Genomic DNA, 12,297 nt, shown 5'->3' with positions numbered 1-12,297 from the left:
GATAGTAGGATTCACAAATCTGTTCCTGAATTGCTATTTTTCTTCCTTAATTGGTATGTAGATATCCATTACCGCGTCTTCCCCATAATGGCAGCGTTCATCATAATACTCAAACGCCTCTCTCGAATCATCGTATGTATATGCAACAGTTTCAAACCAATCCATAAAGATATAGCGCCAAGTTTCTCTGATCTGTCTTGCAAAGGAACTCTCCTCCTTTGTCATATCAATTGGAAATGTTGTAAACACCGCATACTGCCCCCCTGCAATTTGGTAATTATGCCATGGCTGAGATTTTTCCCTATTCTCTGCTACTACTCCTAGCAAATACTCATGGCAGGTTGTATTCTCTCCTTTTCGTATAACAATTCCAATCTCCCCATGTTTGGACGGATTTAATGTATGATATAATCGTTCTTCCACATTCTCCTCTTCAAATTGCTCCCAATACGCCACCATATCTTTCTCAAAGGTATGATCGTTATAATCAAAGGTATGACAATAACCACTGATTATAAATGCATCAATCTCTTGGTACCGAATATGACTTGGACTCTTTCTTTCCTGTAACGTACTCCATTCTAGATCAATCTTCTTTTTCATCTCTTTCGGACTAATCCCATATCGTTTCCGAAAGGATTTTGCAAATCCACTGGCAGTTTCAAAACAATATGTACATGCTACATCAATAATCTTATCCCCTTGTTTTAAATCAACAAGCGCTGCCTGCAATCTTCGTTCCAACACATATTCCTTTGGGGTCATTCCCTGATATGCATAGAAGATCCGACAAAAATGGAATAGAGAATATCCCATAGAAGCTGCAAGGTCATTCACTGTAAATGGCTCTTTTAAATGCTGTTCCACATATGCAAAACATATTTCAAATTCTTTTCGATAGTTCATTGTCCCACCTTATTGTCTATATGTCATATTTTTGAATCCAGTTGTACATCTCTCTGACAACGGGTTGTAAGCTTTCCCCCATATCCGTCATCGAATATTCAACTTTCGGTGGAACTTGATGGTATTCCTTCCGCTCTACAAGTCCATCCTTTTCCAATTCTTTTAACTGCGCCGTTAACATTTTATGCGTTATAGGAGAAAGTAAACGCTTTAACTCCCCATATCGCAAAACACCATGAAACGCCAACATATATATTATGCGCAGTTTCCACTTCCCACCAATCATTCCAACTACTACTTCAAATTTCTCATAACCAAACTCCTTTAGATAGCATGTTTCTGATTTCAACTCAACACTCTCCTTTTGGTTCGTATCTTACAAAAAAGTGCATACTGTACTTTTTAATATTAACAAGTTATATTCATTGTGTAAATATGAATGTTTCGTGCTGAACGTCCAGTCTAGGTTTGTGAAGCACAGACCTAAGAAAATCGATAGTTGGAAGGAGAACTTATGCAATGAAAATACTACTTATAAATGGAAGTCCTCGAAAAAAAGGTGCTACAGCTACCATTTTAAATGAACTATACAAAAATCTAATCAACCAGCCCAATGTTGATGCTGAAATCATACATATCTCCGATCTATCTCTACATTTTTGTATGGGATGCTGCGCATGCTACAAGACGGGAACGTGTATCTATTCTGATGAAATCGAATCCTTATCACAACGAATAGCTCATGCAGATGGACTTATTATTGGTTCACCTACCTACGCAAGTAACGTCTCTGCACAGTTGAAGCTCTTGTTTGACCGAGGGCACTTTATAATGGAACAATTGCTAGATAACAAATATGCCATGAGTGTTGCAACATACGAAAATTATGGTGGTAAGTCCACCTCCAAAATAATAAATAACCTATTGCTGTTTTCTGGCGCCAAAATAAGTGGAACCATTATCTCAAAATCCGAATTCAATGCAAATCCAACAACTCGAAAAGCTTTTAGAAAGCAACTATTAAAGAAAAGCAACAAGTTATATCATGATATTGTAAAGAGGCGAAAACACCCTCTACAGCATATATTACACAAATTCATATTTGAGCTTGGAATAAAACCATTTGTAAAAAGAAAAGGGTATGAAGCAGTAATTCAACAATGGAATCAGAACAACCGCAACTCCATTTACAAATAATTCAAAATTTTACTTGACATATGAAATATATCATGTTATTATAATAACTGTATTTATAATGTTTAATTTGATTCACATATTTTTGTAAGTCATTATCCATATGATAACTTACAAAAATATGTGATTTTTTTTATCATTATGTGATACAAGGGAACCAGCGTTATTCGTTTCATACTCACATGAATAAACATAACGTTCGAACCTGCAAACTAGTGAAAGTAGCCCCAAAGGGACAGCTTCCAATGGTTTCGTATTATGTGAGCACATTGTGCAAAGTAATACGTAGTATCATAACATACAAATAATATTATTATGGAGGTATCTTATCATGAATAAAGGTACAGTAAAATGGTTTAACTCAACAAAAGGATTTGGATTTATTACAAATGAAACTACAAACGAAGACGTTTTCGTTCATTTCTCAGGAATCACTACAGATGGTTTTAAAACATTAGAAGAAGGTCAAAAAGTTACATTTGACACGATCCAAGGAAATAGAGGAGAACAGGCTGTTAACGTTTGTGTAGCTTAGTTCTTTGAAAAAACCGTAGGTGCAATTGATTTTTCAATTGCCCTACGGTTTTTTTTGTATGATATTTTGACCCTTTGGTTCATACATTGTTGGATACACTTTTTCAAGCACCACTTCTCCATGATCTACCACAACCACTGCTGCACCTGGAATCTTGTATTCCTGCATTTTCTCATCAAAAAATGCCTCCACCTGTTCTTCCAGGTTTTGCGTCGACATCTCGTTTTCTTCTGTGGCGTAGACTTTTGTGTTCATCATTACCGTAACCATACTAAGTCCTAAAAGCAACGCTTTCTTTAATATAGCATTCTTTCGCAATGGCTTCTTCCACAATGATTTATTCTGTAATCCGCTCTTCCTCTTTTTCTTATTGATCGGTTTTCCTTCCATCTTCGGTTCCTCCTTCTTGTGATAGTCTTACTATAAGGGCTGAACCTAAAATAACGCATAATGGAATCTTAAAGATTTCTTAAAATAAGAAATTGTTTTGTACCTACTTCCTACACAAAAATGCTCCTGTTGCTTTGTGTATAAAGAATGGCTTCTTTTCCGATACTCTTTCTTTCAAAAATGCCACACAAGCCTCTTTCTTTTGGGATAAAATCTCTTTTGCATTGCCTGGTAAGGATTCCACATAATCGTAGATTGCAAGTGGATCTGGTACTAACAAATCATTACGCTGTACTTTTTTTGTTACATTCGCAAATACCTTGCGTAATTGCTCCTCTCCATTCTCTAATTCAAAGTCCGCTGACATCCAAGTTGGTATCACAATTGTACTGTCAAACTCCTTAATCAAGCGGAACAATTCCCCCATGTGATCTTTTCCAATGGTAGAGGCAAAGAACAGTCCATCGTCCTTCAATAGATTGTTGCAGGTCTGCAGCAATTGTGGTCTATGATCATTGGATACGTGATAGAGCATATGATTGGCTATGATGCGATCAAATTGCGTTTCCTCTATCTGAAACTGCTCTGCATTTCTTTGGTAAAAAGTAAATGTAATCTTCTTTTCTTGAAATTCCGAAGCGTATTTCTCCGTTTCTTCTTTTGCTTTCTGTAACATTTCTTCCGAATTGTCTGTCATGATGATATGAAGATTATTTGGTAATCTGTCACGCATACAGATCCATAGTGCTCCATTGCCGCATCCAACTTCGAGAATCTTCATTCCTTCCTGCAACTGTAATCCATCTAAGATCCATTGATACCAATTGGTTTTTGATGTGCTATAAGCATGTATATTGATACGTTTTTGGAGGTTACTTTCTTCCTTGTATTGTTTCACCAGTTCCTCTTTGTGCTGGGTCATCTGGATAATATTCAGTAACTGTTCCCAACGTTCGTCCTCCTTAACTTTTTGAATCTTCTCTACTGCCTGAAGCACTTGTTCTAAGTGTTCTTTTTGAGCCCGAAGTAACTTCTCCTGTTTCTTAAAATTATCTTTTGCTTCTTGGTTATGTAACATATCCTTTATTTCATCCAATGAAAAATCCAGATATTTGAGCATTAAGATTCGTTGCAATTCTTCGACTGATTTCTGTGCAAATAATTTGTAACCACTATCCGTCTGTTTCTCTGGTTGTAAAAGACCCTTTTCATAGTAATGTCGAATTGTCTTATACGAAACTGATGTTAATTTGGCTAGTTCCCCCATTGTATAGAATTCCTGTTTCATCTGCATTTCTCCTTCCATTTCTTCTATTTCTTCCTCTATTTCTCCTATATTTCTCTTCTATTTCTTCCTCTATTTCTTCCTCTATTTCTCTTCTATTTCTTTTTCTATTTCTCTTTCTATTAGAACAAAGTGTACTTCGTACACTTTGTTCTCTGCGCCGAGTACTGTCAGCTTCAGCTGATATCTCCCTTACGCGCGAGTGCGCCTCCCCCCGGAAGATTTATAGGAAAGTCTAGAACTTTTCTATATATATAAAATAAACCTTGCCCCAAGGGCAAGGTCAATACTTTTTTCAATTAATTTTTCTTTTTTATTACTGGTATCCAGATTTCACAGAACAATCCATCTTCCCTATGTTCAAAGTATACTTCATAATCAATTTCTTCTATGTACTCAAAATTTGTTTGTGGTACGAACTCTTTAAAGAAGCGGCTCCACATATCTCGAATAGAAGCCCCATTATCTCCATAACTTTTTAACACAATATAGTCCATCGGTTTCGTTTCCCATAGAGAAAAGCCCTGTTTGAGCAATTCCTCTTGGCTAAATGGTTTGGTGTTCTCATCAACCACAATCCCAATTCCATACAGATAGGAATTGGTTTCCTGCTTAGAAGGACAATTTATTCCATACAGATCACGCTTCCCACTTGGTCTCAAATTCCGGATTGGTTCCACAAGATTCTTGTCATGACATTCCTTCCAAAAATCTGGTACCGAATCCTGACCTGCTGCTTGAAGCATCTCACTGGAAAAGGAACGTGCCAATACAAGAAAACGCTGGCTTTCTTTTCTTTCCAAGCGATATTCCATCGTTGCTCCCCCTTCTAAGGAGACTTTAATGACCAATGGATTAAATAATCGAAGGGATACCCCTCTGTTCTTCGCTTGCTTTGGTGTTACCCCATGGAATTTGGAAAACGCCCTAGTAAAACTATCCGGCGATTCATACCCGTATTTCAGCGCCACATCAAGCACCGAAGAATCGCCTATCTGTAATTCCTGTCCTGCCAATGATAAGCGCCTGTTTCGAATGTACTCATTCGCCGTCATACCTGCCATCAAGGTAAAGATCTTATGAAAATTGTAACTGGACATAAATACACTTTTCGCTGCATCCACATAATTGATGTTTTCTAAAAGGTGTTCCTCCATATAATTGATTGCCTCCTGCATCGCCTTCAACCATTCCATATACAACTTCCTCTCTTTCCTCTGGGCTATTTATTTATTGGTATCTTCCCAAAAGCCTTCTGGTGGTGTCACAGATTTCAATGTTTCTCTATATTCTTTCATCCCCGGCTCACTATGAAAGTCTATTTTCCTCCATTGGTGATCATCTGGTGATCCAAAGCATACCTGGATACTTTTTTCTGTTGCATCAAACACCTCCGACCACATGGTTCCCATGCCATCTCCATAGTAGTGACAGCATACCCCCTCTGGCATCGGTTGTTCCAATAACTTTTTCATTGCTTCTTCGCTAATCTTTTTCCCTGCTTTTTCATAGGCAGCTAGACAATGCTCCATCGTTTCTTGCCGGGTGATGGAATGACTTGGTGTATAGAATCTCTTTGCTTTTAGTTGATCGGCTACATAATGGTTGGTCGCGATTAGATACTTGTAATTTTCTTCATTGTCTGATCGATCTACTGTGTGCATTGAAGCTGCTGCCTGAATTCTAGCAATATTTCCAAACCGATCGGCTAAACAGATGTTCCGATAGTCGGCAAAAGGAAGTTTCTTGAACAATTCAATTGCCTCTTGTACTGTTTTACATTGGTTCAGGATAGCTCGTACTGCTATTGGGAATACAAAACCTTCTTCCCAATAAGGTGCTTGAATTACCCCAGCTGAAGTTGCTACGCATAGACCATGTTCATTCATACCATCAAAACGCCCAAACAACTGGCATGCAAAACCGATCTGACGATACTGTCCTTCTATAGCAGTTTCCATTATGATTGGCGTATCATTCCAGCTGAACTCATAATTTCTTACGAGAAATGTATGATTCTCTTCGCTCGTCTCTGGTGTTACCGCTAACTGGCTACAGTTACATGCTTGTGGGAATAGATATGCATAATAATAGATGACACAATCTTGTTCTACACCTAAAGCATCCGCAAATCCTTGTATCTCTTCATTTGCACCTGGGCAATACTGATCAAGTAACAATTTTACTTTGTTCAACCGTTCTTTGGGTATGGGATCGCCTCCCATAAATGGTGATGTCATAAAATGAATTAACCCCTCATCTGTCTTCAGATGCTCTGCTAATTGTTTTCCTACCTCATATGCACTACCTTCCATTACGATCTTTCGATATAAAACTTCTTTCTTTTCCATCGTCTGCTCTCTCCTATCCAACTTATATACATGAACCATACAATGATCAAGAAGCCATGTGTTTCCTGCTTGCATGAACATACATAACTTCTTGACACGCGAAACATAATAAGTTTACTGGATCACAAACTAATTTTCACGACTTTGCTTGTCAATTTGTGCATGGTAACGCTATTGTTTAACCGGTATTAACAGGAACATCTCTAAATTACCATCTTTGTCAATAGTTCCTGGGTATCCCTCGATTACATACTCATTCTTAAAATCCGACGTATTCTTCTTAGCCCAATTCACAGCTTTCTTCATCATTACTTGCAATTTTTCTCCAACAAGAGTCTCATGATCTTTGGCACAGATCATTGCTTTGACATAGGTACCCTTTGGAATGACATAACATGCCTGTCCCTCCAAAAGCTCTGCGTTGGTTACTTCCACACCCACTAGATAATCGGGTTTTTTGTTCATACTGATGCCAAACTCTGCTCCATCTTCTTTGCGATTCTTGATGATATCCTTTCCTTCTTTTCCAAACCGTTCCCACAGAATTCCTAAACTGTCAAATGATATTGGCAATCCTGAATTCTGTAGGTTTAAGCCTACAACCGTAATTTCTTGTTGTAGCTGAATTACCTCTATGTTACCTTGCTCCATATACCAACTTCCTTTCTTAGATTATTCCCTTCTTAATTTATTTCTTTCTTAATTTATTTCTTTCTTAATTTATTCCTTACTTGTCTTATATTACAATCCCCTTGTACCATTATACCATATTTTTCTATATTACTATACTGCGTTCGCTCTCCTTCCTTATTTCTTTTTCCTTGGCATTCTATATCTCCACCTGCCTCGCTCCAAAAGGAAATAAATATAATAAATTCAAAACGGAACATAGACAAATATCCAAATGAGTAGTAAAATAAAAAATGTTTGTCAACTAATTGATACTAAATACTTATACACAAAGGAGTGAACACGATTGAATTCGAACCAAAAACAAATTAACAAGATCACTTTATTTACTGCAGGGATTCTATATAGCTCTCTATGCATTGGATACTGTTATCATTTCATCGACAAATCGCTACCACCGGCTTTTCTTTTTACATTATTCGCTTTATGTGGAATGTCATTTATCGCATCCATCCTAGTTTATCGTCATGACCCTTACAGTAACAAATACATGTATTTTGCAATTTCATTTTTCTTTATTCCATACATAGCAGCCATGTTTGTAGATACTAGAATTGGAATCTATGTTGTTACGATTCCTTTATTACTGATTAGTTTTCTCTACTTTGATCTTCGTTTGATCCATTACTGCAATATTATCAATCTTTCCATCAATATCATACGTGTCTTTCTAATGGTAACTTTTCGTGGAAAACGTGATATGTATACAATCATCGATTATATGGTTGAAGTCTCTTCCGTAGCTTTAATCTATATCTTAATCTACCTCTCTAGTAGAATCTCGAATCGAATGAATCAACAAAAGATTGATGCCATTGCAGAGAGAGAACATAAGCAATCACAAATCTTAGAATCAGTTTTGAAAACAGCAAGCATATTAAAAAATAACTGTACCGAAGTGAATAACATTATTGACATACTAAATACCTCCACCGAAACCGTTACAGACAATGTTATGAATATCGCTGACCATATGAAGCTTGCTGTAGACAACATAGAAAATGAAAATACCTTAACCGATGAAATACATACGATGATCTCCGATACCAAAGAATCCGCTAATGTGGTGGACCAAATTTCTCAGGATACACTACGTGCCATGAATGAAGGTGTTTCCATTGTGCAAGACTTAAGTAACTATACTTCCATCGTCGACAATAGCAATCAAAGTGTCTCCCACTCTATGAATCAGCTTCGGGAACACATGCAGCGAATTGAAGCAATTACCGATGCCATCAGTTCGATCACCAACCAAACCAATCTTCTATCGCTGAATGCCTCCATAGAAAGTGCTCGTGCAGGCGAGGCAGGACGTGGTTTTGCTGTTGTTGCCAATGAAATTCGTAACCTTGCTTCTCAAAGTGCAGAATCTGCTAGTACGATTCACACGATTATTGCAGACTTACACCAAACCGTAACCTCCTGTATACATGAAGTTACTACTCTTAGTGAGGTCAACGGACAGCAAAACTCTCTGATTCATCAGATGGAAACAATCTTCCATCAGTCCATTGATCAATTGGGTATATTACACCACAATATTACAGAGATTTCGCAACGGATTAGTACTATCTTATATAGCAATGACGCAATTGTACAAAATATAAAAAATATCTATACCGTTGCAACAGATACCATGGCTACCGTAACAGAAACCAAATCCATTACCAATGAAAATGGAGAACGTACAGAACGTACACAAGAGTTAATAAAGGAACTTGTTGAAACCTCTGGTGAATTGGAGCAATATCTATAGTATAAAACTTCAAAATACATAGTGTTGGAAACACATATCAAAATTTCCACCCCAAAACAAAAAGGGAAGTAAATCATGGAAGAAGGCAGTTATGCCTTACTCCTACATGTTTTACTTCCCTTTCTTAATAAATCAAAGGTTACATTCACTTTGCACGATTCGCCTTTTTCTTTGCCGCATTTTTTTCATTCCCTTGGGCTAATTTCTTAGCTCGTTCCAGTGTAGCTAACTTTTGAGCGGCTTTCTTTTTCCTTGCCGCAGGATTCTTATCTCCCATATTCTTCCCTCCTTATAAGATGTCCTACTCTACTTTATGCTCACCATTGGTGAAATAGAATCGAGAGGAAAGTCAAACTAAAGCATTCCGTCCCGTATGATCTGGTGATCACGTAAGATTTTCTCGATCACCGTTCCTTTGATCTTCTTTAGTAATGGTTTCTTCAAAAGATTAAGTGGACCAGGAAGTTCCATCTCTAACGGAGACTTACCATCCATTAATTTTACACTACTATCTAGCAACTCTCTAATATCATATACACTGCCCCATACCTCTGGAACGCCACGGTCAACTCCCAATAAACCATACACTGCTTCCATAGCAGTACGTACAGAATATTCCGTTGTGAATACTGTATCTCTTGGTGTTTCGGCAAATTGTCCCAAGAAGGCAAAGTTGACACACCCATCAGGAATTACATCTGGTCTATCCCCTTTTGTTCGAGGCATGAAAAATGCAGTAATATAAGGCATCATCGTTGGTACACAAACCGCATGGTTCTCCGCCAATTCATCAATATCTTCCAGAGGCACACCTATATGATACAACCATTCTGCAGTAATCTCTTTTCCCGTACATTCTCGCATTGGTTTATCAATATAATCTCCAGTTACATCGGTAAATAAACTATATACCCAGATACAGACTTCTTCCTTTTTCTGTTTTTTAAATTGTCCTTGCCGATTGATCGTCCAACTTAATAACCAACTGGAATCCTGACAACTTACGATACCACCTGTTACAACCCGTCCACTTCTTGGATCTCTCTTACAGATTTTTTCAACATAGGAAAGAATGGTATCATCCGACGTGGTTATTGTTGCTGACTCCCAATTTGTCTTCTCCGTATCGGAACAGAATTTTTCTGGATGACCAAATGACTTATCTTGTGCTGCGATATTCTTCCATAAACTCCAACATCCACTTGTACGAATTTCTGCTTCTCCTACAGGTGCATGGTCTTGATCTCCGTATATGGTTCCTTCGGTGCAGCTACCATTTGTAACAAATACAAGATCATTTTCGGTAAGAACGATTTCTTGCTTTTCTCCATGAACCGTACATTGTATTGTTCTTGCGATCTTCTTTTCACCTGAAAACTCAAATATAACATTCGTAACCTCTGTACCAAAATAAAAATGTACCCCCGCTGCTTCTAGGTATTTTTGCATTGGTAAGATGAGGGATTCATACTGATTATATTTGGTGAACTTTAATGCTGAAAAATCTGGCAACCCAGCAATATGATGTATAAACCGCTGGAAATATAATTTCATCTCTAATGCACTGTGCCAATTTTCAAAAGCAAACATTGTTCTCCAATAGAGCCAGAATGTGGAGTCAAATACTTCTCGATCAAATACATCTTCAATGGTCTTGTCATATAGATCTTCGTCATTTGTCAAGAATAATTTAAGAATCTCCATACACCCCTTCTGGCTTAATCCAAATTTACCATTTGTATGGGCATCTTCTCCTCTATTCTTCGTTGCACGGCACAACGAATAGTTCGGGTCTTTCTTATTTAATTGGTAGAATTCATCTAATACAGAAGCACCTGGTTTTTCCAAAGAAGGAATGCTATGAAACAAATCCCATAAACATTCAAAATGGTTCTCCATCTCTCTACCACCACGCATCACGTAGCCTCTTGTGGGATCGTTGATTCCATCACAGGCTCCACCTGCAACCTCCATCGCCTCTAGTATGTGTATCTTCTCTCCTTTCATCTTCCCATCTCTTACAAGAAAACAAGCTGCTGCTAATGCACCTAAACCACTTCCAACGATATAAGCAGATTTCTCGTCAACTCCAGCCGGTTTCTCTGGACGAGCAAATGCTTCATAGTTTCCACTGGTATAATAGATTCCTTTGCTGTTCTTTTCCTGTTTTCCACGTTCAGTATTTCGATAGGTGGAATGCTCTTTACTTCTCCATTTCTTTTCTGCCTGTAATTTTCCCTTTTTCTTTTTCGCAAATACAAGACCAGCTCCGGCTGCGACAATCGAAACAGCTCCTACCTTTATTATCTTTTTATTCATTCTGTTCTCCATTTCTCCTACTATAATTGCGTGGTCTCAACGAAACCATTAACATTCATAGCATTCCACATATTAACAGAACAATACCTCTTATTTGTAAAGTATACTAGGAATCCAAACATAATTCTGTTATAATCAGAAACAAATAATGGAGGATGGATATATGATCAATCGAGAAGATATGTTAGAACTTACAAGAAGGATGACCGTTAGTCGTACATCCTTTACACGAATAGCTGGAAGCTATATGGATTCTGATGGATTTATTGATGGTACCTTTAATACCAACTTTCTAAATCTATCCGTAAAAGATAAGCAGAAAAACCTTGAAATAGCAAAAACAATTCCCTTTAGTGATACCAATGAAAATCTAAAAGATCATCCATTTACTATGGTAACCAAAGGGAATCAAAATATTGTTCAATTATTAAAAGCTATGAAATCCTGTGGATTGAAGAACGATGCACTCATGGAAACCTTCTATGAATTAGTTGCAGAACATTACCAGAATGACGGGGATTATTGCATCTTTGTATTCCATGACCGGTATGATGTTCCCGTAAAAGCTGCCGATAAAGTACGACTTGGGGAATCAGAGGAAGTATATGAGTATCTAATCTGTGCCATCTGCCCACTTATCGGAGAATATGAGCCAGGTACTCCTACCTTTGGTTTCCTCTATCCAATGTTTCGTGATCGAAGCTGTGATGACCAGTCCATTGGAATCTATCATAGTAATCAAACAAAGCCTCATACGGAACTTGAACGATTCCTTTTATCAACGTAATTTTTACGAACACCTCTGCAAGAATGGTAATATGCAATTTCATGTTTTATAGTAGCTTTCTCTTTTCTGTCAAAAAAGGAACAT

General features: G+C 37.6%; 13 protein-coding genes. 4 read left to right on the top strand and 9 right to left on the bottom strand.

Annotated elements, in window-relative coordinates; translation table 11 throughout:
• Window positions 1-33 precede the first annotated feature (33 nt).
• Both HBB17_RS13645 and HBB17_RS13640 read right to left on the bottom strand, forming a co-directional pair.
• Window positions 34-906 carry an AraC family transcriptional regulator gene (locus HBB17_RS13645; protein ID WP_167958048.1) on the bottom strand — a complete coding sequence of 291 codons (873 nt, stop codon included), beginning with the start codon at window positions 904-906 and terminating at the stop codon, window positions 34-36.
• A gap of 16 nt (window positions 907-922) precedes the next feature.
• Window positions 923-1,255: a winged helix-turn-helix transcriptional regulator gene (locus HBB17_RS13640; protein WP_274380790.1), complete on the bottom strand. Its 333-nt coding sequence runs from the start codon at window positions 1,253-1,255 to the stop codon at window positions 923-925.
• A gap of 170 nt (window positions 1,256-1,425) precedes the next feature.
• Here HBB17_RS13640 and HBB17_RS13635 point away from each other — a divergent pair, with 170 nt between their 5' ends.
• On the top strand, window positions 1,426-2,103 hold the full coding sequence (locus HBB17_RS13635; protein WP_167958047.1) for a flavodoxin family protein: 678 nt from the start codon (window positions 1,426-1,428) through the stop codon (window positions 2,101-2,103).
• A gap of 328 nt (window positions 2,104-2,431) precedes the next feature.
• On the top strand, window positions 2,432-2,635 hold the full coding sequence (locus tag HBB17_RS13630; protein ID WP_167958046.1) for a cold-shock protein: 204 nt from the start codon (window positions 2,432-2,434) through the stop codon (window positions 2,633-2,635).
• Window positions 2,636-2,677: 42 nt separating this feature from the next.
• Here HBB17_RS13630 and HBB17_RS13625 read toward each other — a convergent pair whose 3' ends face one another.
• The 5 genes from HBB17_RS13625 to HBB17_RS13605 all read right to left on the bottom strand — a co-directional run bounded on the left by HBB17_RS13625 (window position 2,678) and on the right by HBB17_RS13605 (window position 7,312).
• Window positions 2,678-3,025, bottom strand: coding sequence for a hypothetical protein (locus tag HBB17_RS13625; protein ID WP_167958045.1), 348 nt, complete (start codon window positions 3,023-3,025; stop codon window positions 2,678-2,680).
• 103 nt (window positions 3,026-3,128) lie between these two features.
• Window positions 3,129-4,331 (bottom strand): methyltransferase domain-containing protein, encoded by a 1,203-nt coding sequence (locus HBB17_RS13620; RefSeq protein WP_167958044.1) that lies wholly within the window; start codon window positions 4,329-4,331, stop codon window positions 3,129-3,131.
• A 278-nt stretch (window positions 4,332-4,609) separates the two neighbouring features.
• The gene (locus tag HBB17_RS13615; protein WP_167958043.1) at window positions 4,610-5,506 is read right to left on the bottom strand and encodes an AraC family transcriptional regulator; all 897 of its coding nucleotides are present in this window, start codon (window positions 5,504-5,506) and stop codon (window positions 4,610-4,612) included.
• A 30-nt stretch (window positions 5,507-5,536) separates the two neighbouring features.
• Window positions 5,537-6,661, bottom strand: a complete 1,125-nt coding sequence (locus HBB17_RS13610; protein ID WP_167958042.1) for a C45 family autoproteolytic acyltransferase/hydolase — start codon at window positions 6,659-6,661, stop codon at window positions 5,537-5,539.
• A 171-nt stretch (window positions 6,662-6,832) separates the two neighbouring features.
• On the bottom strand, window positions 6,833-7,312 hold the full coding sequence (locus HBB17_RS13605; RefSeq protein ID WP_167958041.1) for a GyrI-like domain-containing protein: 480 nt from the start codon (window positions 7,310-7,312) through the stop codon (window positions 6,833-6,835).
• Window positions 7,313-7,637: 325 nt separating this feature from the next.
• Here HBB17_RS13605 and HBB17_RS13600 point away from each other — a divergent pair, with 325 nt between their 5' ends.
• Window positions 7,638-9,107, top strand: a complete 1,470-nt coding sequence (locus HBB17_RS13600) for a methyl-accepting chemotaxis protein (RefSeq protein ID WP_167958040.1) — start codon at window positions 7,638-7,640, stop codon at window positions 9,105-9,107.
• Window positions 9,108-9,252: 145 nt separating this feature from the next.
• Here the strand turns inward: HBB17_RS13600 and HBB17_RS20665 are convergent, their stop codons facing one another.
• Both HBB17_RS20665 and HBB17_RS13595 read right to left on the bottom strand, forming a co-directional pair.
• On the bottom strand, window positions 9,253-9,384 hold the full coding sequence (locus HBB17_RS20665; RefSeq protein WP_274380789.1) for a hypothetical protein: 132 nt from the start codon (window positions 9,382-9,384) through the stop codon (window positions 9,253-9,255).
• Window positions 9,385-9,461: 77 nt separating this feature from the next.
• Window positions 9,462-11,426, bottom strand: a complete 1,965-nt coding sequence (locus tag HBB17_RS13595; RefSeq protein WP_167958039.1) for an oleate hydratase — start codon at window positions 11,424-11,426, stop codon at window positions 9,462-9,464.
• A gap of 163 nt (window positions 11,427-11,589) precedes the next feature.
• On the opposite strand from HBB17_RS13595, the gene HBB17_RS13590 reads away from it, so the two are divergent.
• Window positions 11,590-12,213 carry a DUF4317 family protein gene (locus tag HBB17_RS13590; RefSeq protein ID WP_167958038.1) on the top strand — a complete coding sequence of 208 codons (624 nt, stop codon included), beginning with the start codon at window positions 11,590-11,592 and terminating at the stop codon, window positions 12,211-12,213.
• Window positions 12,214-12,297 lie beyond the last annotated feature (84 nt).

This window comes from Anaerosporobacter faecicola, from assembly GCF_012070565.1.
GTDB lineage: Bacteria > Bacillota > Clostridia > Lachnospirales > Lachnospiraceae > Anaerosporobacter > Anaerosporobacter faecicola.
The sequence above is the reverse complement of the archived record's forward strand: the minus strand, read 5'-3'. Positions and strand labels throughout refer to the sequence as shown.